The sequence below is a fragment of the Kitasatospora sp. NPDC050463 genome (assembly GCF_040655255.1).
Taxonomy (GTDB): Bacteria; Actinomycetota; Actinomycetes; order Streptomycetales; family Streptomycetaceae; genus Kitasatospora.
Window position 1 is genome coordinate 177,366 of record NZ_JBFAJO010000004.1, and the last position, 19,570, is coordinate 196,935.

Here is a 19,570-nt window from a genome sequence, read left to right on the forward strand (position 1 = left end):
CGCGCGCGGACACCCGGCGCATCGTCAGATTCCCTGAGTCGTTTGGTGGGTCAGGCGGAGAAGAACGGCGGACGGAGCCGCGGGCAGGGTCACGGTGAGGTCGGCGGTGTCCGGGTGCCAGACGGCGGCGGCCCGGCTGGACGACGGGTAGAGCACCTCGGCGCGGACCTCGGTCCCGGCCAGGTGGGGCAGGTCGAGATCCCTGACGGCCTCCGAGTCGGAGCGGCGCCAGACGGTGACGTACGTGGTGGTCGGGGTGCGCAGCGCCAGGGCGATCCACGGGTCCTCCCAGCCCGGGAGGCCGAGCGGCCAGGCGGGCAGCGTGTGGGGCAGGTCGGCCCGGACGGACTTGTGGACGGCCACCGCCTCGCGGACCAACCCCTGGGCCTCCAGGGAGAGTTCGGTGAGCCGGCCGGAGAGGTGGATGCGGCCGAGGAGCGCGCTGGCCATGGTCAGGGCGACTTCGTCGAGGCTGTCCTCGGGCTGGGGGTAGGCCCAGACGGCTCCCTGCTCGGGCGTCACGGCGGTGGGCGCGGCGGCCGCGATGGGCGGGTAGAGCAGGAGGTCCTGCTGGTCGCTGGTGGACTGCAGCTGCAGCCGGGAGAGCAGGGCGTGGTCCATCCGCATGCCACCGGAGGCGCAGTTCTCGATCACCAGGCCCGGGTGGCGGTCCAGGATGCCGTCGAGCCAGTCGAGTTGGGCCCGGTTGTGGCCCAGCAGACCGGCGGCCGGGGCCTCGCCGGGGTGGCCGCTGGTGCCGGAGCCCGGGTCGGTGTTGTGGTCGAGCTTGAGGTAGCCGACGCCCCACTCGCCGACCAGGCGGTCCACCACACCGTCCAGATGGGCGCGGGCGGCGGGGTGGCGCAGGTCCAGGTGGTGCCGGCCGCCGCCCTCGATGACGCGCTGCCCGTCACGGCGGAAGAACGCCTCATCCGGCAGGGACTCGGCGACCGGGCTGGAGACCCCGATCGCCTCCGGCTCCAGCCACAGACCGGGGATCATGCCGCGCTTCCGGACGTGGTCCAGCACCTCGTGGATCCCGTTCGCCCCGGGGAAGCGGGAGGCGGACGGCTCCCACGCGCCGACGGTCTCCCACCAGTTCTCACTCTCCTCGGCGTACCAGCCGGCGTCGACGACGAAGTACTCCGCCCCGGCCTCGGCGGCGGCGTCGACCAGGGGCAGCAGCTTGGCCGTGGTGGGGTCGCCCATCAGGCAGTTCATGTAGTCGTTGAAGACGACCGGCAGCCGGCGGTGGTCGGGATGCGGACGCCGGGTGGCCCGGCGGTAGCCGGTGAGGGCGGCGAAAGCGCCGTCCGGGCCACCGTCGGCGGCGAACGCGAGGGCCACCGGCACGGTACGGAACTCGGCACCGGGCGCCAGGGGGTGACGCCACCCGTGATCGGCGTCGGTGGGGCCGTACAGCGCCGCGTACGCGGCGTCGTCGCGGACACCGCACTCCCAGCGCCAGCCGCCGCCGTTGTGCTCGATCTGCCACAGCCAGGTACGGCCGGAGCCGCGGTCCGTCAGCCCGCCCATCGGCAGGTGACCGCAGCTGGACCACACGCCCTGTCCGGCCAGGACGTGGCTGCTCCGGCCGGCGCTGTAGTGGATGCGGCCGTTGCGGTCGGGCGACGAGACCCGTAGCGGCCTGCGCTGCCACCGGCATTCGGCGAGCCAGTCGTTCTCCGCCCAGAGCAGGTCGGCGTCGTCCAGGGCCGCCGGGTCGCAGCCGGTGAGGCAGCCCGCCACGAGCGAGCCGACCGACTCCAGGTGCAGCGTCCGCGTCCCTTCGTTGCGCAGCAGGACTTCGCCGCGCAGCACCGGCAGGCCGTCCATCGACCGGTAGACCGCCTCGGCGGTCAGACCGGTCTCCGGCTCGTGGAGCTCGACGGTGAGCACGTGCCACTCGCCGTCCCGGCTCGCGCTGTGGGAGCGGTGGCGCAGCCGCGCGCCGAGGGCGGTGTTGATGAGGTGCCGGCCCGACCAGTGGCGGCCGAGGGCGGCGGTCGTCACCTCCACCAGCGGCAGCGGTGCGCCGGGGCGGGGCGCCGCGGTGGCCTCGCCGGGGGCGCCGATGCGGTGCAGCCGGGGGGTGTCGTCCCCGCCCAGGCCGATCTCCAGCTCCAGGGCGTCGTGACCCCAGCGGATCGTCTCGGGTGCGTCGGTCATGGTGGCCTTCCTCGGTGGGGCGGGGGAGAGGCGGGGAGCGTTCAGTGCGCGCGCAGGACCGCACAGCCGCCGGGCGGCAGTTCGCTGACGGTGCCGTCCGTGAGCAGGTCGTGGCCGGGCTGCGGCAGCGGTACGGCCTCCGCGCGGTGGTTGAGCAGCACCTGCCAGCCGCGGCCGTCCGGGGCGTGCCGCGAGACGGCCTCGACGCCGGGCGGCAGGCCCGGACCCTCCGGGGTGGCGCCGGCCTCCGTCAGCAGTCGGCCGATGAGGGCGGCGTAACCGGAATCGTCGAGCCGGGTGGAGAGGTACCAGCCGTGGCCGACCCCGAAGTCGTGGCGGGTGAGCGCCGGGCTGCCGGCGAGCATGCCGTGGGTGTAGGCGGCGAGCGCCTCGGCGCCCTCGGTGCGCAGGGACTCGCTCCACGCGACGGCGGTGGAGCCGTCGGAGAGGGTGACCTCCTCGTCCCGTCGCAGCGGGCGGTACTCCTCGACCCGGATGCCCAGCGCCTCGCGCAGCGGTGCGGCCGGGTAGCCGCCGAGCCGGGAGTGGAGGCGCTCGTCGACGGCGCCGCTGAAGGGCTGGACGAGCAGTGTGCCGCCGGCGGCGACGTAGTCGCGCAGGTTCTCGGCACCCGCGTCGGTGAGCAGGAACAGGGCCGGGGCGACGACCAGCCGGTAGCGGCTCAGGTCGTGTTCGGGGTGGGCGAAGTCGACCGTCCGGCCGGCGTCCCACAGTGCCCGGTGGGCGCGGCGCAGCGCGGCGTGGTAGTCGAGTTCGGACGACGGGAGCCCGTCGACCTTCATCGCCCACCAGGAGTCGGAGTCGTGCAGGACGGCGACCTCGGCCCGGACGGTGGAGCCGGCGAGTTCGCCGAGCCGGGCGACGGCCTCTCCGGCCGCCGTGACCTCGCGGAAGGTGCGGCTGTCCGGCCCGGCGTGCGGGATCATCGCCGAGTGCCACTGCTCGGCTCCGGCCCGGGACTGGCGCCACTGGAAGAACAGCGCGCCCTCCGAGCCGCGGGCGATGTGGCCGAGCGAGTGGCGCAGGATCTCGCCCGGCTCCTTGCCGAGGGTGCGGTCGCCGGCGTAGACGGTGTTGGTGCCCTGTTCCATCAGCAGCCAGGGGGCGCCGCCGCCGAAGGAGCGGGCCCGGTCGGCGCCGAAGGCGGTGTCGGCGGCGGCGTCGATGCCGGGTCCGGTGGGGTAGTGGTCGACGGCGACCAGGTCGACCTCGCGGCCGAAGGCCCACAGGTCCAGGTTCTGGTAGCCGGGCAGCATGAGGTTGGTCGTCACCGGGTGGTCACTGTGCGCGCGGATCGCGTCGCGCTGCTCGCGGTAGGCGGCGAGGGTCTCGTCGGACCAGAAGCGGCTGAAGTCCAGGGCCTGGCCGGGGTTGCGGTGCCACTGGCTGGTGCGGGGCGGCAGGATCTGCTCCCACGCGGTGTAGCGCTGGCTCCAGAAGGCCGTGCCCCAGGCCTCGTTGAGGGCGTCGAGGGAGCCGTGGCGGGCGCGCAGCCAGACCCGGAAGGCCGCGGCGGCGTGGTCGCACCAGCAGAGGGTCGCATACTCGTTGTGGACATGCCATAGAGCGAGCGCCGGGTGGTCGCCGTAGCGTTCGGCGAGGGCGTCGGCGATGCGGCGGGCGGCCCGGCGGTAGGCCGGCGCGGCGAGGCAGTAGGTGTCCCGGCTGCCGTGGGTGAGGTGGGCGCCGTCGGGGCCGACCGGCAGGGCGTCGGGGTGGGCCAGCGTGAACCAGGGGGGCGGGGAGGCGGTGGGGGTGGCCAGGTCGACGGCGACGCCGCCCGCGTGCAGCCGGTCGAGGTGGGCGTCGAGCCAGCCGAATTCGTAGCGGCCCTCCTCGGGCTCCATCAGGGCCCAGGAGAAGACGCCGACGGTGGCGAGGTTGACGCGCGCCCGGCGCATCAGCTCGTCGTCCTGCTTCCACACCTCCGCGTCCCACTGCTCGGGGTTGTAGTCGCCGCCGAAGGCGAGGCCGCCGAGACGGTCGGTGAGCCGGCGGATGTCCATCTGGGAACCGTCCTCTGGTCGTGGTGTCAACTGCGCTGCGGCGCCGGTGCGGTGCTCTCGCGGACCACCAGTTCCGGTGGCATCAGGAGGAGTTGGTCCTCCGGATCGCCGCCCGCCGCGGTCGCGGCGATCCTCGCCATGACCTGGTCGACGGCGACCTGCCCGAGCTCCCTCTTCGGACTGGTCACGGAGGTGAGCCGGGGCGAGTGCTGCTCGGCCAGCGGGTCGGGGCAGATGGCGATGACGGAGACGTCCTCCGGCACGGTCCGCCCGCTGGCGCGCAGCAGGCTCAGCAGCGGGCCGATCGCGGCCTCGTTCTGCACCACGAACCCGGTGGTGTCCGGGCGGTCCGCGAGGATGCGGGCCAGCGTGCCCGCGGTGCTCTCGTAGGTGCCCTCGCACGGCCGGTGGAGGAAACGCAGGCCCCGTCGCTCGGCGCGGGCACGGAAGCCGCTCAGGGTGCGTTCGGCGTAGCCGGCGTGGCGCCGGTAGACGCCGCTGCTGTAGCCGATGAAGGCGATGTCGCGGTGGCCGAGGTCGGCCAGGTGGTCGGCGCACAGGGCGCCCGCGGTGGCGAAGTCGTGGTCGACGCAGGACAGTCCGGCGGGGTCGTCGGGCAGGCCGATGAGTGAGGCCGGGATGTCCTCGGCCCGCAGGACCGGGATTCGGTCGTCGTCCAGCCGGACGTCCATCAGGATCACCCCGTCGGCGAGCCCCGTGGCGGCGACCCGGCGGACGCCTTCGGGGCCTTCGTCGTTGGTGAGCAGCAGGACGTCGTAGCCGTGTTCACGGGCGGCCACGGTGACCGCGATGGCGATCTCCGTCATCGTGGGCACGTGCACCTCGGGGTGGAGCGGCACCACCAGGGCGATGATGTGCGAGCGCTTGCCGGCCAGGGCCCGGGCGCCCGCGTTGGGGTGGTAACCGAGGTCCGTGATGGCCCGTTCGACGCGGACCCTGGTCTCGTCGGAGATCGGCCGCTTGCCGCTGAGGGCGTAGCTGACCGTGCTCGACGAGACGCCGGCGTGCCTGGCCACATCGGCGAGTGTCACCATCGCTCTGTTTCCTTCGTTTCGGTTCCGGTGGGGAGCGGTCCCGGTCGTGCGACGGGGAGGTCCGCGTGGGCCCGCTCCCGCTCCGTAGGGGCCTCGGGGCCCGTGCGGAGCGCTCAGCCCTTGATCGCGCCGGTGAGCACACCGGCGCGCAGGTGCTTCTGTACGAACGGGTACACGATCATCAGTGGTACCAGGGTGAGGACCACGACCGCCATCTGCAGCGCCAGCGGGGCGGTCTGCGCGTGGGTGCTCCCGAAGCCGGAGTTGACGGACCCGGGCAGACCGTTGCCCCGGTTGACGTAGGTGAGCAACACGTACTGGAGCGGCCACTTCTGACTGTCCGTCGGCATGTAGAGCATGACGTTGAAGAACGAGTTCCAGTACCCGACCGCGTAGAACAGTGCGGTGACGGCGGTGACGGCGCGTGAGGTGGGCAGGACGACGGACCACAGGATCCGCCACTCCCCGGCGCCGTCCATCCGGGCCGCGTCGATCAGTTCGGAGGAGGTCTCCTGGTAGAAGGCGCGCAGCACCAGGATGTTGAAGACGGAGACCGCGCTCGGCAGGATCAGCGACCACCACTGGCCGTAGCCGCCCAGGCCGGTCACCACCAGGAAGCTCGGGATCAGGCCGCCGCCGACGAACATCGTGATGATCAGCAGCAGCAGGACGAAGCGGTGCCCGAGCGAGCGCGGCCGGGAGAGGCCGTAGGCGCAGAGGATCGAGACGCCCATGGAGATCGCGGTCCCGACCACGGTGATGCCCAGGCTCACCAGCAACGAGGTGCGGACGGTCGGATCGGCGAGCATCTGGCGGTACGTCTCGGTGGTGAGGCCGTCCGGCCAGATCACCAGGCCGCCGGCCCGGTTGACCGCCCCGGGGGTGGAGAAGCTGGTCAGCACGATGACCCAGAGCGGGACCAGGATGACGGCGAGCGTCCCGCCGAGCGTGAGCCCCTTGGCGGTCTGGCCGAGCGGGGTCGGCGGTTCCTCCCAGACCGGGCGGCCGGAGCGGGCCCGACGCCGTGCGGCAGCGGTCCGCGTGTCGTGCTTCCCGCGCCGGGAGGCGATGGTGAGTGCGTTGGTCATTTTCTGTACAACCCGTCCTCGCCGAAGGCGTGCGCCAGCCGGTTGGCCCCCCAGATGAGCAGGAGGGAGACCACACTCTTGAAGAGCCCGGCCGCCGCACCGATGCTGTAGCCGCCGGTGGCGATGCCGTAGTAGAAGGAGAAGGTGTCCAGGACGTCCGCGGCCTCGTGGCCGACCGCCTCCCGCTGGATCAGGAACTGCTCGAAGCCGACGGTCAGCGCGTTGCCGAGGCGCAGGACCAGCATCAGCACGACCACTCCGCGCAGGCCCGGCAGCGTGATGTGCCACATCCGCCGGAACCGGCCGGCGCCGTCCGCCGCCGCGGCCTCGTACAGCTCGGTGTTGATCGCGCTGAGCGCCGCGAGGAAGACGATGATCCCCCAGCCCGCCTCCTTCCACACCGCCTGGGAGGTGACCAGCAGCGCGAAGGTGTCCGGGTTGGTCATGATGTCCCAGGTGCCGATGTCGTGCTGGCGCAGGAACTGGTTGAGCATGCCGGCGCCGCCCAGCATCTGCTGGAAGATCGTGATCGCCAGCACCCACGAGAAGAAGTGCGGCAGGTAGACGACGGACTGGAAGAGGTTGCGGATCCTGTCGCTCACCACGGAGTTGAGCAGCAGGGCCAGCGCGATCGGGATCGGGAAGAAGAGGATCAGCTGGACGAGACTGAGGTACAGGGTGTTCTTCAACGAGTCCCAGAACGCCGGGTCGCCGAAGAGGATCCGGAACTGGTCGAAGCCGACCCACTCGCTGTTCCAGACCCCGACCAGCGGGTCGTACTCCTGGAAGGCGGTGACGATGCCGAACAGCGGCGCGTAGTTGAACACCAGGAGCAGGACGACCGCCGGCACCGTCATCAGCAGGAGCGACTTGTCACGCCGCAGCCTCGTCCGCCAGCTGAGCCGTACCGGTCCTGCCGGGCGCGCGGGCCGGGTCGTGCTCACTGGCCGGTGCCGTACTTGTTGAGGACGTTGTCGGTCATCCACTGCTTGAGCCGCTCGCCGGGGCCGGACTGCCAGCTGGAGACGGCGGACTGCACGTCCGAGACCTTCTTCTTGCCGTGGTAGCAGTCCTTCACGGTGTCGTTGACGCTCTGCGCGGCCTCGGCCGCGGCGATCGCCTGCGGCATGCTGTAGGTCATGCCCCAGAAGAGCGGCTTGGTGAGCGCCTTGACGTTGGCGGCCTGCCAGGCCGAGTAGTCCTTGGTGACGGTCTCGCCCCCCGGGTTGCTGATCACCGAGGAGGGAGCGGCCAGGAACGGGAAGGTCGTGGGCTGGACGTCCTTCTTGCCCTCCTCCGTGAAGGTCGGCACGCCGTTCACCCGGTTGTGGTGGACACCCTCGACGCCGAAGTTGATCAGGGTGTACTCGGCCGTGCCGTAGGGGGCGGCGAGGTAGTTCGCGACCGCGAGGAGTTCCTCGATCTGCGCGGGCTTCAGGTCGGCGTTGAGGTAGCTGATCATGCTGGTGGCGGCGCCCATGTAGATGACGGGCGCGCCCTTGCCGTCGGCGGTGATGGCGTTGAACGCGCCGCGCCGGTAGTTCGGGTCCGCGGCGGTGCCGGCCTGGTAGTCGGACAGGTTCCAGGCGCCCGTTCCGCCACCCTGGATCAGTGACTTCCCGCTGTAGAAGCGGGTGTTGCCGTTGGCGTTGTCACCGGCGAGCGCGTCCGGGTGCACGTACCCGGCGCTGGCCAGCCGGTTGTGCCAGTCGAGGGCCTCCAGGAACTCCTGGGTCTCGAAGAGGTGGACCAGCTTGCCGTTGTCGACCTTCCACTTCTGGGGAGCGCCCCAGCACGTGTAGAGGTAGGTCCACACGTCGTCGAAGGCCCAGACGCCCCGCTTCGCGTCGGTCAGCTCCTTGCCGAGGTTCATCAGGTCGTCGGCGGACTTCACCTGGTCGGCCGTGATGCCCCGGGCATCGAGGATGTCCCGGCGGTACATGGTCGTCCCGGCGATGGCGAAGTTGGTGGGCCCGCAGGGGATCCCGTAGAGCTTGTCGCCCCAGGCGCCGACCTGCCAGGCGCCGGTGGGGAGGGCGGCCAGGTTCGGGTACTTCTTGATCTTGTCGCCGGACAGGTACGGCGTGAGGTCCGCGAGCTGGGTGCCCGTCAGCGAGCCGGTGTTGAAGTTCGGGTTCCACCAGGAGGGCAGGTTGATCCAGTCCGGCAGTTTCTTGGCGGCGGTCATCGTCGGGATGATGGTGTTGTAGTTGTTGCCGTCCGCCGGCTTGATGGTGAGTTCGACCCCGAGGGCCTTGTTCATCGCCTGGTAGAAGGAGTTGCCGACGGGCGGGTTGGTGCCCCACAGCGGGGTGACCGCCGTGTAGCTGCCGCCCTTGCCCGGAACGCCGGAGATGGTGACGGGCGGGGAGGCCGGGTAGGAGAGGTAGGCGGGGTCCGTCGCGGTGTCGGCGCCGCCGGGCACGGAGGGAATCTCCGCCGTGACGGCGGTGCTGTTCGGCGCGTAGGTGGGAAGGGCCGCCTTGAGGCCCTCCTTGGTGTTCACGCCGCCCTTCTTGGCCGGGCCGCCGCCGCCGCAGGCGGACAGCACGGGTGCCATCGCGGCGACTCCCGCGATCGTGACGGCGCTACTCAGAAACGTCCTGCGGTTCAGTCCGGATCTCATGGCGGCGTGGCCCCTCTCCGTCGAAGCGTCGAAGCGCTTGGATGTTTCGGCGAGACTAACGACGCGTTACTGGTTCGGCAAGAGGCTGAACAAATACAAAATTGTTTGTTACCAGGACAGTTGACAGGCCAACTGGAGCGTGTCAGCGTCGAAGCGCTTCGACCTAAGGCCATCGCACCCAGCCCGCCCGAGGGGTATTCCACGTGAGTTCCGTGCCCGTGTCCGCAGCCGACCTGCCCGCTTTCCGTGATCCCGCGCTACCGCTGCGCAAGCGTGTCGACGACCTGGTCGAACGGCTCACGCTCGACGAACGGCTCGCGATGCTGCACCAGTACGCGCCCGCCGTACCGCGCCTCGGCATCGCCCCGTTCCGTACCGGCAGCGAGGGCCTGCACGGAGTCTCCTGGCTCGGGGAGGCGACGGTCTTCCCGCAGGCCGTCGGTCTCGGCGCCAGCTGGGACACGGACCTGGTGAACCGGGTCGCCGAGGCGGTCTCGACCGAGCTGCGCGCCTTCCACTACCACCGCCCGCCGGCGATCAGCACGGCCGAGCGGGGGGCCAACTCGCTGCAGGCCTGGGCGCCCGTGCTCAACCTGCTGCGCGACCCGCGCTGGGGCCGCAACGAGGAGGGCTACTCCGAGGACCCGGTGCACACCGCCCGGATCGGCGAGGCGTTCTGCCGGGGCCTCGCCGGCGACCACCCGACCTACCTGCGGACCGCCCCGGTACTCAAGCACTTCCTCGCCTACAACAACGAGGACGACCGCTGCACCACCTCCTCCGGGCTGCGCCCGCGGGTGCTCCAGGAGTACGACCTGGCCGCCTTCCGCCCGGTGGTCGCCTCCGGCGCCGCGACCGGCGCGATGGCCGCCTACAACCTGGTCAACGGCCGTCCCTGCCACGTCAGTCCGCTGATCGAGGCGGAGCTGCGCCGCTGGGCGCGGCCGACCGGCCACGAGCTGTTCGTGGTCAGCGACGCCGAGGCGCCGTCCAACCTGGTCGACCCCGAGCACTACTTCGACGACCACGTCGAGTCCCACGCGGCGGCGCTCAAGGCCGGCATCGACAGCTTCACCGACCACGGCGAGGACAGCGAGACGATCATCGGCCGGCTGCGCGACGCCCTGGAGCGTGGCCTGCTCACCCAGGACGACGTCGACCTGGCGGTCCGCCGCCAGTTCGAAGTTCGGTTCCGCCTCGGCGAGTTCGACCCCGAGCTCGACCCGTACGCCGGCACCGGCCCCGAGGTGATCGACAGCCCCGAGCACCGCGAGCTCGCCCGGCACGCCGCGATCGAGTCGACGGTGCTGCTCAAGAACGACGGCCTGCTACCGCTCGACCCGGCCCGCACGCCCCGGATCGCCGTCATCGGCCCGCTCGCCGACACGCTGTACGAGGACTGGTACAGCGGCACCCTGCCCTACCGGGTCACCGTCGCCGACGGCCTCACCGCCGCGCTCGACGCCCACGGCGGTGAGGTGGTCCGGGTGGAGGGCTCCGACCGGATCACCCTGCGCTCGCGCACCACCGGTGACCTGCTCGGCAAGTCCGCCTTCGACGTGACCGACTGGGGCGGCGGCGCCGCCACGCTGCGCGCCGCCGACACCGGCCGCTACCTGAGCCTCCAGGACGACGACGCCCTGGCCGCGGACCAGGAAGTGATCAAGAGCTGGTTCGTCAAGGAGACCTTCCGGCTCGAACCGGCCGGTGCGGACACCGTGCTGCTCCGCTCCGTCTTCACCGGGCGCTACGCCGCCGTGGACCCGACCGACGGCCGGGTCACCGTCACCGCCGAGAGCGCCGACGACGCCGAGCGCTGGCAGCGCGAGCTGGTGCGTGACGGCGCGGCCGAGGCCCGGGCCGCCGCCGAGAACGCCGACGTCGCGGTCGTCGTCCTCGGCAACCACCCGATGATCAACGGTCGGGAGACCGAGGACCGTGCGGACATCGACCTGCCCGAGGGGCAGGAGGAACTGCTGCGCGCCGTCGCGGCCGTCCGCCCGGACACCGCGCTGGTCGTGATGAGCAGCTACCCCTACGCCCTCGACTGGGCCGACGAGCACCTGCCCGCCGTGGTGTGGACCTCCCACGGCGGACAGGAAACAGGACACGCGCTGGCCGCCGTGCTGCTCGGCGAGGCCGAGCCCGCCGGCCGCCTGCCGCAGACCTGGTACCGGGGCGACGACCCGCTGCCCGCCCCGCTCGACTACGACATCATCAAGGCCGGCTGGACCTACCAGTACCACCGGGCCACCCCCCTCTACCCCTTCGGCCACGGGCTGTCCTACACCGACTTCGCCTACCGCGACCTGCGCCTGTCGCAGCCGTCGATCGGCCAGGACGGCTCGGTCGACGTCACCCTGACCCTGGAGAACAGCGGACAGAGGCCCGGCAGCGAGGTGGTCCAGCTCTACGTCCGCGCCCTGGGGGCCCGCTACGACGCGCCCCGGCTGCGCCTCGCCGACTTCGCCAAGGTCCGCCTGGAGCCGGGGAAGAGCCGCGAACTGACGTTCCGGCTGTCGGCCGAGCAGCTCGCCCACTGGTCCGTCGCCACCGGCGCCTTCGCCGTCGACCCGGGCGGCTACGAGGTGGTCGTCGCCCGCTGCGCCGACCATCCGGTCCTCAACGCGCCGCTCACCGTGACCGGGACGGCCGCCGCACCCAGGGTGGGCGTCGGACGCCGGACCGAGGCCGTCGACTTCGACGACTACGAGGAGGCCACCATCGGCGACGCCACCCGCACCGACGGCGACGCCGTCACGCCCACCGACCCCGCGCACCCCGCGACGCTCCTCTTCCGGGACGTCGACCTCTCCGGAGCCGTCCGGGTCGAGGCCGAGGCCGCCCGTGACGAGGCCGGAGCCGGCCGTGCGCTGCTCGAAATCCGGCAGGGCGAGCGGGTGCTGGCCGAGATCGAGGTGCCCGTCACCGGCGACCGCTACGCCTGGACGACCGTCACCGCCGAGCTCGCCGCACCGCTCGACGGTGTCCACGACCTGTGCCTGACCCTCCACGGCGACTTCCGCCTCGCCGCCTTCCGGTTCGAAACGGCGGGCCGGGCCGACTGAGGGCCCCACGGACCGGCGGCCCGCCCACGGGATGGGCGGGCCGCCATCCGAAGCCATCCGTCACCCGAAGCCGCCCGCCACCCGAAGCCACCCGTCACCCGAAGCCCCGCCACCCAGCCGCCCGGAGGCGGCCCCCATGTCGCTGCTCACGCCCCACCCCGTCAGCTCGTCAGCGCTCCATCCGGAGGTCTCCCCCATGTCGCTCACCGACTTCGGACTCGACGAACTCGTCAGCTACCGGCCCGAGTCGACCATGCCGCAGGACTTCGACGAGTTCTGGCGGCGCACCCTTGACGAGGCCCGCTCGCACGGCGGGTCGGTCAAGGCCGAACGCGTCACCGCGCGGTACGGACTGCGCACCGTCGAGGTGGACGACGTGCGCTTCCCCGGCTGGAACGGTGAGCCGGTCGCCGCCTGGCTGCTGCGCCCGCTCGGCGTGGACGGCCCGTTGCCGGTCGTCGTCAGCTACCAGGGCTACAGCGGCGGTCGGGGGCGCCCCACCGACCACCTGTTCTGGTCCGCCGCCGGGTACGCCCACCTGGTCGTCGACAGCCGCGGCCAGGGCCACGCCACTCCCGACCGGGGCGAGGGCGACGGTACGCAGTGGTCCGAGGGCTTCATGACCCGGGGTATCGACTCACCCGAGAACTACTACTACCGGCGGCTGATCGCCGACTGCGTCCGCGCCGTGGACGCGGTCGAGCAGCTGCCCGGTCTCGACACCGACCGGATCGTGCCGACCGGCGGCAGCCAGGGCGGCGGCCTGGCGCTCGCCGTCGCCGGACTCACCGGCGACCGGGTGGCGGCGGTGATGTCCGACGTGCCGTTCCTGTGCCACTTCCGCAGGGCCCCGCAGCTCGCCCTGGAGGGGCCGTACCAGGAGATCGTCAAGTACCTGCGCTGGCACAGCCCGCACCGGGTGCAGCCGACCCTCGACACCCTCGACTACTTCGACGGCGTCCACTTCGCCCAGCGGGCCACCGCCCCCGCGCTGTTCAGCGTCGGCCTGATGGACCCGGTCTGCCCGCCGCAGACGGTCTACGCCGCCTTCAACCGCTACGCGGGCGAGGACCGCACCATGACGGTGTGGCCCTTCGCCGACCACGGCGGCGGCTGCGGCGCCAACCCGCCCGCCCAGCTCTCCTGGCTGCGCGAGCGCGGCCTGACGCCGGAGCTCTGACCGCCGTGTGCGGGTCCGGCCCCCGACGGGCCGGGCCCCGCGCCCGATCCCCGAAACCCGTGAGGTACCCCCGCCGCATGAGCGAACGAAGTGAGCGAATCACCAAGAGGTGCGCATGAGCACCCCGGCCTTCCCGGAACTGCCCGCCGGCTTCCGCTTCGGCGCCGCCACCGCCGCCTACCAGATCGAGGGCGCCCACGACGAGGACGGCCGCGGCCCGTCCATCTGGGACACCTACAGTCACACCCCCGGCCGTACGCTCGGCGGCGCGACGGGCGACACCGCCTGCGACCACTACCACCGCTACCCCGAGGACGTCGCCCTGCTCCGGGAGCTCGGCGTCGACGGCTACCGCTTCTCGATCTCCTGGCCGCGTCTCCTGCCGGACGGCACCGGCGCGGTCAGCCCGAAGGGCCTGGACTTCTACGACCGGCTGATCGACGAACTGCTGGCCGCCGGGATCGCGCCTGCCGCGACCCTCTACCACTGGGACCTGCCGCAGGCGCTGGAGGACCGGGGCGGCTGGCGGGTCCGGGCGAGCGCCGAGGCGTTCGCCGAGTTCGCCGCCCTCGCCGCCGAGCGCTACGGGGACCGGGTCGAGCGCTGGATCACCCTCAACGAGCCGTACTGCTCCGCGTTCGTGGGCTACGCCGAGGGCCGCCACGCACCCGGTGCCGAGGAGGGCCGCGGCGCACTGGCCGCCGCCCACCACCTGCTGGTGGCCCACGGCCTCGCGGTCCGGGAGCTGCGGGCCGCGGGCGCCCGGGAGGTCGGGATCACCCTCAACCTCGACCGCATCCATGCCGCCTCCTCCCTCCCCGAGGACCGGGCCGCCCTGCGCCGGGCCGAGGTCCTCCACAACGAGGTCTGGACGGAGCCGATCCTCGCCGGACGCTACCCCCAGCACGAGGCCGCCACCTGGGCCGGCCTCGCCGACGGCCCCTGGCGGCGGTCGGGCGACCTGGAGCTGATCGGAGCTCCGCTGGACTTCCTCGGCGTCAACTTCTACCGTCCGATCACCGTCGCCGCGGCCCCCCACCGCGAGGCCGACCCGGAACGGCGTACCGCCGTGGACATCGGCGTCACCGAGCTCAACCCGTACCGGACCCGGTACACCACCATGGGCTGGCCCGTCGTGCCGGAGGCGCTCACCGAACTGCTGTGCGGCCTCCACACCCGCTACCCGCGGCTGCCGCCGGTCTGGATCACCGAGAACGGCTCCGCCGAGGCCGACAGCCTCACCCCCGACGGCCGGGTCCACGACCCGGAACGGATCGACTACCTGGCCGGCCACCTCGCCGCCGTCGCCGACGCGGTCGCGGCCGGGGTGGACGTACGCGGCTACTACGTCTGGTCCCTGCTGGACAACTTCGAGTGGGCCCGCGGCTACAGCCAGCGCTTCGGCCTGGTCCACGTCGACTACGACACCCTGACCCGAACGCCCAAGGACAGCTACCACTGGTACCGGGGCCTGATCACCGCGCACCGTGCGCGGACGGAGGAACCTGCCCGATGAAGTTCACCGACGGCTACTGGCTGATGCGCCCGGGCGTCACCGCGCGCTACGCCACCGAGGTCGCTGACGTCCGGACCGACGACGACCGGATGACCCTGTACGCGCCGGTGAAGCACGTGCGCGGCCGCGGTGACACGCTCAACAGCCCGCTGCTGACCGTCGAATGCTGGTCCCCGGCCGAGGGCGTGATCGGCGTGCGCGCCACCCACCACGCCGGCTCGGTCCGCCGCGGACCGGAGTTCGCCCTGCCCGGCTCCGAGCCCGGCGCCGGCAAGGTACGCCGGGACGGCGACGTGGTGGAGCTGTGCGCCGGGGACCTGACACTGAGGGTGGACACCTCCCGGCCGTGGCACCTGGAGTTCACCGCCGGCGGCCGGGTGCTGACCACCGTGGGGGAACGCGGCACCGGCTTCGTCACCGACGCCGACGGCCGCCACCACATGCTCGGCCAACTGTCCCTGGGTGTCGGCGAGCTGGTGTACGGCCTGGGGGAGCGGTTCACCCCGTTCATCCGGAACGGCCAGGTGGTGGACATCTGGCAGGCGGACGGCGGCACCAGCAGCGAACAGGCCTACAAGAACATCCCGTTCCACCTGACCAACCGGGGCTACGGCGTCTTCGTCAACCACCCCGGGAAGGTGTCCTACGAGGTCGGCTCCGAGTCCGTGGGCCAGGTGCAGTTCAGCGTCGAGGACCAGTCGCTGGAGTTCTTCGTCGTCCACGGACCCACCCCCAAGGAGATCCTGAGCCGCTACACCGCGCTCACCGGCCGCCCGGCCCTGCCTCCGGCGTGGGCGCTCGGGCTGTGGCTGACCACCTCCTTCACCACCGACTACGACGAGGCCACCGTCAACCGCTTCGTCGGCGGCATGGCCGAACGCGGCATCCCGCTGAGCGTCTTCCACCTCGACTGCTTCTGGATGCGCGAGTACCAGTGGTCCGACTTCGTGTGGGACCCGGACACCTTCCCCGACCCGGCGGGCATGCTGGCCCGGCTCAAGGAACAGGGGCTGCGGATCTCCGCCTGGATCAACCCCTACATCGCCCAGAAGTCGGAGCTGTTCGCCGAGGGCATGCGCGAGGGCTACCTGGTGCGCCGCCCGGACGGCAGCGTCTGGCAGTGGGACCTCTGGCAGCCCGGCATGGCCCTGGTCGACTTCACCAACCCCGCCGCCCGCACCTGGTACACCGGCAAGCTGCGCACCCTGCTGGACGTCGGCGTCGACTGCTTCAAGACCGACTTCGGTGAGCGCATCCCCACCGATGTGGTCTGGCACGACGGCTCCGACCCGGAGCGGATGCACAACTACTACACCCACCTCTACAACGAGGCCGTCTTCGAGCTGCTGCGCGAGGTGCGCGGGGAGGGGGAGGCACTGCTCTTCGCCCGCTCCGCCACCGTCGGCGGCCAGCAGTACCCGGTGCACTGGGGCGGCGACTGCGAGTCGCACTTCAACGCCATGGCCGAGTCACTGCGCGGGGGGCTCTCCCTCGGCCTGTCCGGCTTCGGCTTCTGGAGCCACGACATCGGCGGCTTCGAGGGTACCCCGACCCCTGCGGTCTTCAAGCGCTGGACGCAGTTCGGCCTGCTCTCCTCGCACAGCCGGCTGCACGGCTCCAAGTCCTACCGCGTGCCGTGGGACTTCGGAGAGGAGGCCGTCGACGTCACCCGCGAGTTCACCCTGCTCAAGCACCGCCTCGCCCCCTACCTGCAGCGCGCCGCGCAGCACGCGCACGCCACCGGCATCCCGGTGATGCGCGCCATGGTGCTGGAGTTCCCGGACGACCCGGCCGCCGCCACCCTCGACCGGCAGTACATGCTCGGCGAAGACCTGCTCGTCGCGCCGGTCTTCACCGACGACGGCACCGTCGAGTACTACGTGCCCGAGGGGACGTGGACCAACCTCCTCACCGGCGCCCAGCTCGTCGGCCCGCGCTGGGTGAAAGAGCAGCACGGCTTCCACACCCTGCCGCTGCTCGCCCGCCCCGACTCCGTCATCCCGTTCGGGGCGGACGACCAGCGTCCGGTCTCCGCCTGGGCCGAGGGGGTCGAGCTTCGCGTCCACGCCTTCGCCGACGGCGCCGAGCGGACCGTCGTGATCCCGCGCGGTGACGGCCCCGGTGAGACGGCCCGCTTCCACCTGCGGCGCACGGGCGACCACATCCGGGTGACCACCGACAGCACCCACCCCTGGCAGCTGCGGATCGGCGGCCCGGACGGCGCCCTGCACGTCAGCCCGGCCGGCACCCGTGAGGCGGACCTGCCCTACCCGGCCTGAGCCGGCCTTCGACGCGAGGTCCCGCGCGCCATCGCACGGGCGCGCGGGACCTTGCTCCTCTCCACCGACCGACACCCGCCCGTGGCGACCCGTACGGATGCGGGGGTCCGGGCACCTGAGAAGGAACAGAGAAGAACAGCGGAGTCACCCTCGCCGTACCGAACGAGGGAACCCCAGCCGGCGCGCGGCTGGGGTTCCCCGGTGCGGTGTGGACCGGTCGGTGGGGGGACCGGGTCAGTGCTGCAGGGTGAGGACGCCCGGCCGCCAGGGCAGCTGGTCGTAGGGGCCGCTCGCGGTGGGGGACTTGCCCTGGTAGAGGAACTGCAGGTTGCAGGGGTCGATGGTCATGGTCTGGTCGGGGTTGTTGCGGACGAGGTCGCCGTGGCTGATGTCGTTGGTCCAGGTGGCGCCGCTGTTGGCCTTGCCGGCGAAGGGGTTGGACTCGGTGGTGGCCTGCGGGGTCCAGGAGCCGTTCAGGCTGGTGGCGGTGAACGAGCGGAAGTAGCGCTGCTCGTTCGCTCCCCGGGCCTCGACGATCATGAGGTACTGGTTCTGGCCCTGGACCTTGTAGACCTGCGGGGCCTCGAAGAGGTTCTTCACGGTGTCGCTCATGACCGTGGTGTAGGAGGAGCCGAAGTTGCCGGGGAAGTTCCCGATCGGCATGCTCGCCCGGTAGATGCTGCCGTTGTCACCGGCGAAGAACAGGTACATGTTCTGGCCGTCGGCGATCAGGGTCTGGTCGATCGGTGCGGCGCCGGGGATGCCGCCGGTGAACAGCGGCTGCGGCGCGGACCAGCCGTTGGGGTTGGTGGGGTCGCTGGAGGTCCGGTAGATGAAGGGCCAGGCACCCCACTGGTAGGCCAGCACCCAGATGTTCTTCGGCGCGAAGTAGAACAGGGTGGGCGCCACCGCGGCCTGGTTCATCCCGATCTGACGGGCCGACGCCATGTCCGACCAGTTGGTGAAGGGCGCGAACGCCATCGAGCCGTACGAGGACCCCGACACGTCCGACCCGTAGACCAGGTGCTTGCCGTTGTACGTCGTGGTGGTGAAGTCCTTCAGCGCACCCCACCCGTTCGCCGGCTGCGCCAGCACACCCGTCGACGACCAGCGGTACGTCGACGGAAGGGGACAGGTGCCGTTCGGTGGCGTCGTCCCGGACAGTCCGGTCCACTTCTGGTTGCTGCCGCCGGTGCAGTTCCAGATCTGTACCGCCGTGCCGTTGGCCGTACCGGCGCCCGAGACGTCCAGGCAGAGCCCGGACTCCACGCCCACGACCGTGCCGTCGGCGTTCACCCGCCACTGCTGGTTCGCACCGCCGCTACAGGCCCAGATCTGCACCTTGGTGCCGGCCGTGGTGGCGTGGCCCGGAACGTCCAGGCACTTGTTGCCGTACACGGTCAGCTGGTTGCCGGACGTCGACGTCCACTGCTGGTTGGTCCCGCCCGAGCAGTCGTAGATCTGCAGGCCCGTACCGTCGGCCTGGCCGGCGTTCGGCACATCGAGGCACCGGCCGGAACCCACGCCGCGCAGCGCGCCGCTGGCGGCCGCCTGAGCCGGGTTGGCGACGACCATCGTCGCCAGTGCCGCCACGACCGCGAGCACGGCGGTGAGCACCGCGGACAGGTGCCTGCGGCTGGACCTTCGTTCGCGCATGGGGACCTCCTCTGAGAATGGACGGAGCTGGCACGCGGCTTCGTCGTCGACATTCGAGTGCCGCCGTGCGGGTGTGCTCCTGGAGTTGTCACTCGGCCGGCGCGGGAGTCCGCGCCGTTGCCCGTACGGGGCCGAAACTCCCGTACCTGCGGTGACCTGCGCATCTGCCAGGTCACCGGGGTTTCCGGTCAGGCCACGCCGCGGTACCGGGTGGGTCGTGCTCCCCGGTGGCTCCCGGGGGTTTCGCGGCGGGGCGGCGCGGCCCCCGGCGGTTCAGCTCACCTGAAGGTCCAGTGCTGGTTGGCACCGCCGGTGGAGTCCCAGATCTGGACGGGGGTGCCGTTGGCGGTCTGACCGCCGGGGAGCTCCAGCGCCCGGCCGCTGGCGATGTTGGTCAGCGTGTAGGAGCCGTCGCCGTTCTGGCCGGCCCGCCAGTGCTGGTTGGCGCCGCCGTTGGCGTCCCAGACCGTCACCCTCGTCCCGTTGGCCGTCTGGTTGGCCGGCTCGTCCAGCACCCGGCCGCTGGCGATGTTGGTCAGCGTGTAGGAGCCGTCGCCGTTCCGGTCGGCCCGCCACTGCTGGTTGGCGGCGCCGGCGGCGTCCCACACCTGAAGCGGGGTGCCGTTGCCGTTCTGTCCCGCGGGCTCGTCGAGAACGCGTCCGGCGGCCACGTCGGAGAGGGTGTAGACGGTGCCGGAGGTGATGCCGCCGCCCGGCGTGCCGCTGCCGGCTCCGCCCAGGGCGGTGAGCACCGCGCTGTAGGCGGGCTTCTTGTTGCCGCCGTTGTCGAACAGCAGCGGATTCTCGCCGGTGCGCCAGGAGTCGCTGTCGCGGATGCCCCAGACCGTGATGCCGGTGCAGCGAGCGATGGCGAGGCAGGCCTTGACGGCGTCGGCGTACGCGGTG

The 19,570-nt window shown here is 71.9% G+C and carries 12 protein-coding genes; 4 read left to right on the forward strand and 8 right to left on the reverse strand.

All coding sequences use genetic code 11. The features are described 5' to 3' along the window. Window positions 1-24: 24 nt before the first annotated feature. The 6 genes from AB0J08_RS04655 to AB0J08_RS04680 all read right to left on the reverse strand — a co-directional run bounded on the left by AB0J08_RS04655 (window position 25) and on the right by AB0J08_RS04680 (window position 8,899). Window positions 25-2,169, reverse strand: coding sequence for a glycoside hydrolase family 36 protein (locus AB0J08_RS04655; RefSeq protein ID WP_360626821.1), 2,145 nt, complete (start codon window positions 2,167-2,169; stop codon window positions 25-27). Window positions 2,170-2,210: 41 nt separating this feature from the next. Then, complete coding sequence (locus tag AB0J08_RS04660; RefSeq protein WP_360626825.1) at window positions 2,211-4,196, reverse strand: beta-galactosidase; 1,986 nt, start codon at window positions 4,194-4,196, stop codon at window positions 2,211-2,213. Between the two features lie 26 nt (window positions 4,197-4,222). Then, on the reverse strand, window positions 4,223-5,251 hold the full coding sequence (locus AB0J08_RS04665; RefSeq protein WP_360626828.1) for a LacI family DNA-binding transcriptional regulator: 1,029 nt from the start codon (window positions 5,249-5,251) through the stop codon (window positions 4,223-4,225). Window positions 5,252-5,364: 113 nt separating this feature from the next. Further along, window positions 5,365-6,339 (reverse strand): carbohydrate ABC transporter permease, encoded by a 975-nt coding sequence (locus tag AB0J08_RS04670; RefSeq protein ID WP_360626831.1) that lies wholly within the window; start codon window positions 6,337-6,339, stop codon window positions 5,365-5,367. Further along, window positions 6,336-7,283, reverse strand: coding sequence for an ABC transporter permease subunit (locus AB0J08_RS04675; RefSeq protein ID WP_360626834.1), 948 nt, complete (start codon window positions 7,281-7,283; stop codon window positions 6,336-6,338). Before AB0J08_RS04675 ends, AB0J08_RS04670 begins: the two co-directional genes overlap by 4 nt. After that, complete coding sequence (locus AB0J08_RS04680) at window positions 7,280-8,899, reverse strand: Tat pathway signal sequence domain protein (protein ID WP_360626837.1); 1,620 nt, start codon at window positions 8,897-8,899, stop codon at window positions 7,280-7,282. Before AB0J08_RS04680 ends, AB0J08_RS04675 begins: the two co-directional genes overlap by 4 nt. Before the next feature lie 269 nt (window positions 8,900-9,168). Between AB0J08_RS04680 and AB0J08_RS04685 the strand changes: the two genes are divergently transcribed. The 4 genes from AB0J08_RS04685 to yicI all read left to right on the forward strand — a co-directional run bounded on the left by AB0J08_RS04685 (window position 9,169) and on the right by yicI (window position 17,008). Further along, window positions 9,169-12,033, forward strand: coding sequence for a glycoside hydrolase family 3 C-terminal domain-containing protein (locus tag AB0J08_RS04685; protein ID WP_360626840.1), 2,865 nt, complete (start codon window positions 9,169-9,171; stop codon window positions 12,031-12,033). 196 nt (window positions 12,034-12,229) lie between these two features. Beyond that, the gene (locus AB0J08_RS04690; protein WP_360626843.1) at window positions 12,230-13,213 is read left to right on the forward strand and encodes an acetylxylan esterase; all 984 of its coding nucleotides are present in this window, start codon (window positions 12,230-12,232) and stop codon (window positions 13,211-13,213) included. Window positions 13,214-13,328: 115 nt separating this feature from the next. After that, window positions 13,329-14,729: a GH1 family beta-glucosidase gene (locus AB0J08_RS04695; RefSeq protein WP_360626846.1), complete on the forward strand. Its 1,401-nt coding sequence runs from the start codon at window positions 13,329-13,331 to the stop codon at window positions 14,727-14,729. Then, window positions 14,726-17,008: an alpha-xylosidase gene (yicI, locus tag AB0J08_RS04700; RefSeq protein ID WP_360626849.1), complete on the forward strand. Its 2,283-nt coding sequence runs from the start codon at window positions 14,726-14,728 to the stop codon at window positions 17,006-17,008. Before AB0J08_RS04695 ends, yicI begins: the two co-directional genes overlap by 4 nt. A 234-nt stretch (window positions 17,009-17,242) precedes the next feature. Here yicI and AB0J08_RS04705 read toward each other — a convergent pair whose 3' ends face one another. Next, on the reverse strand, window positions 17,243-18,664 hold the full coding sequence (locus AB0J08_RS04705) for a non-reducing end alpha-L-arabinofuranosidase family hydrolase (RefSeq protein ID WP_360626852.1): 1,422 nt from the start codon (window positions 18,662-18,664) through the stop codon (window positions 17,243-17,245). A gap of 278 nt (window positions 18,665-18,942) precedes the next feature. Further along, the coding region (locus AB0J08_RS04710; RefSeq protein WP_360626855.1) for an RICIN domain-containing protein at window positions 18,943-19,570 on the reverse strand (628 nt) is incomplete at its 5' end.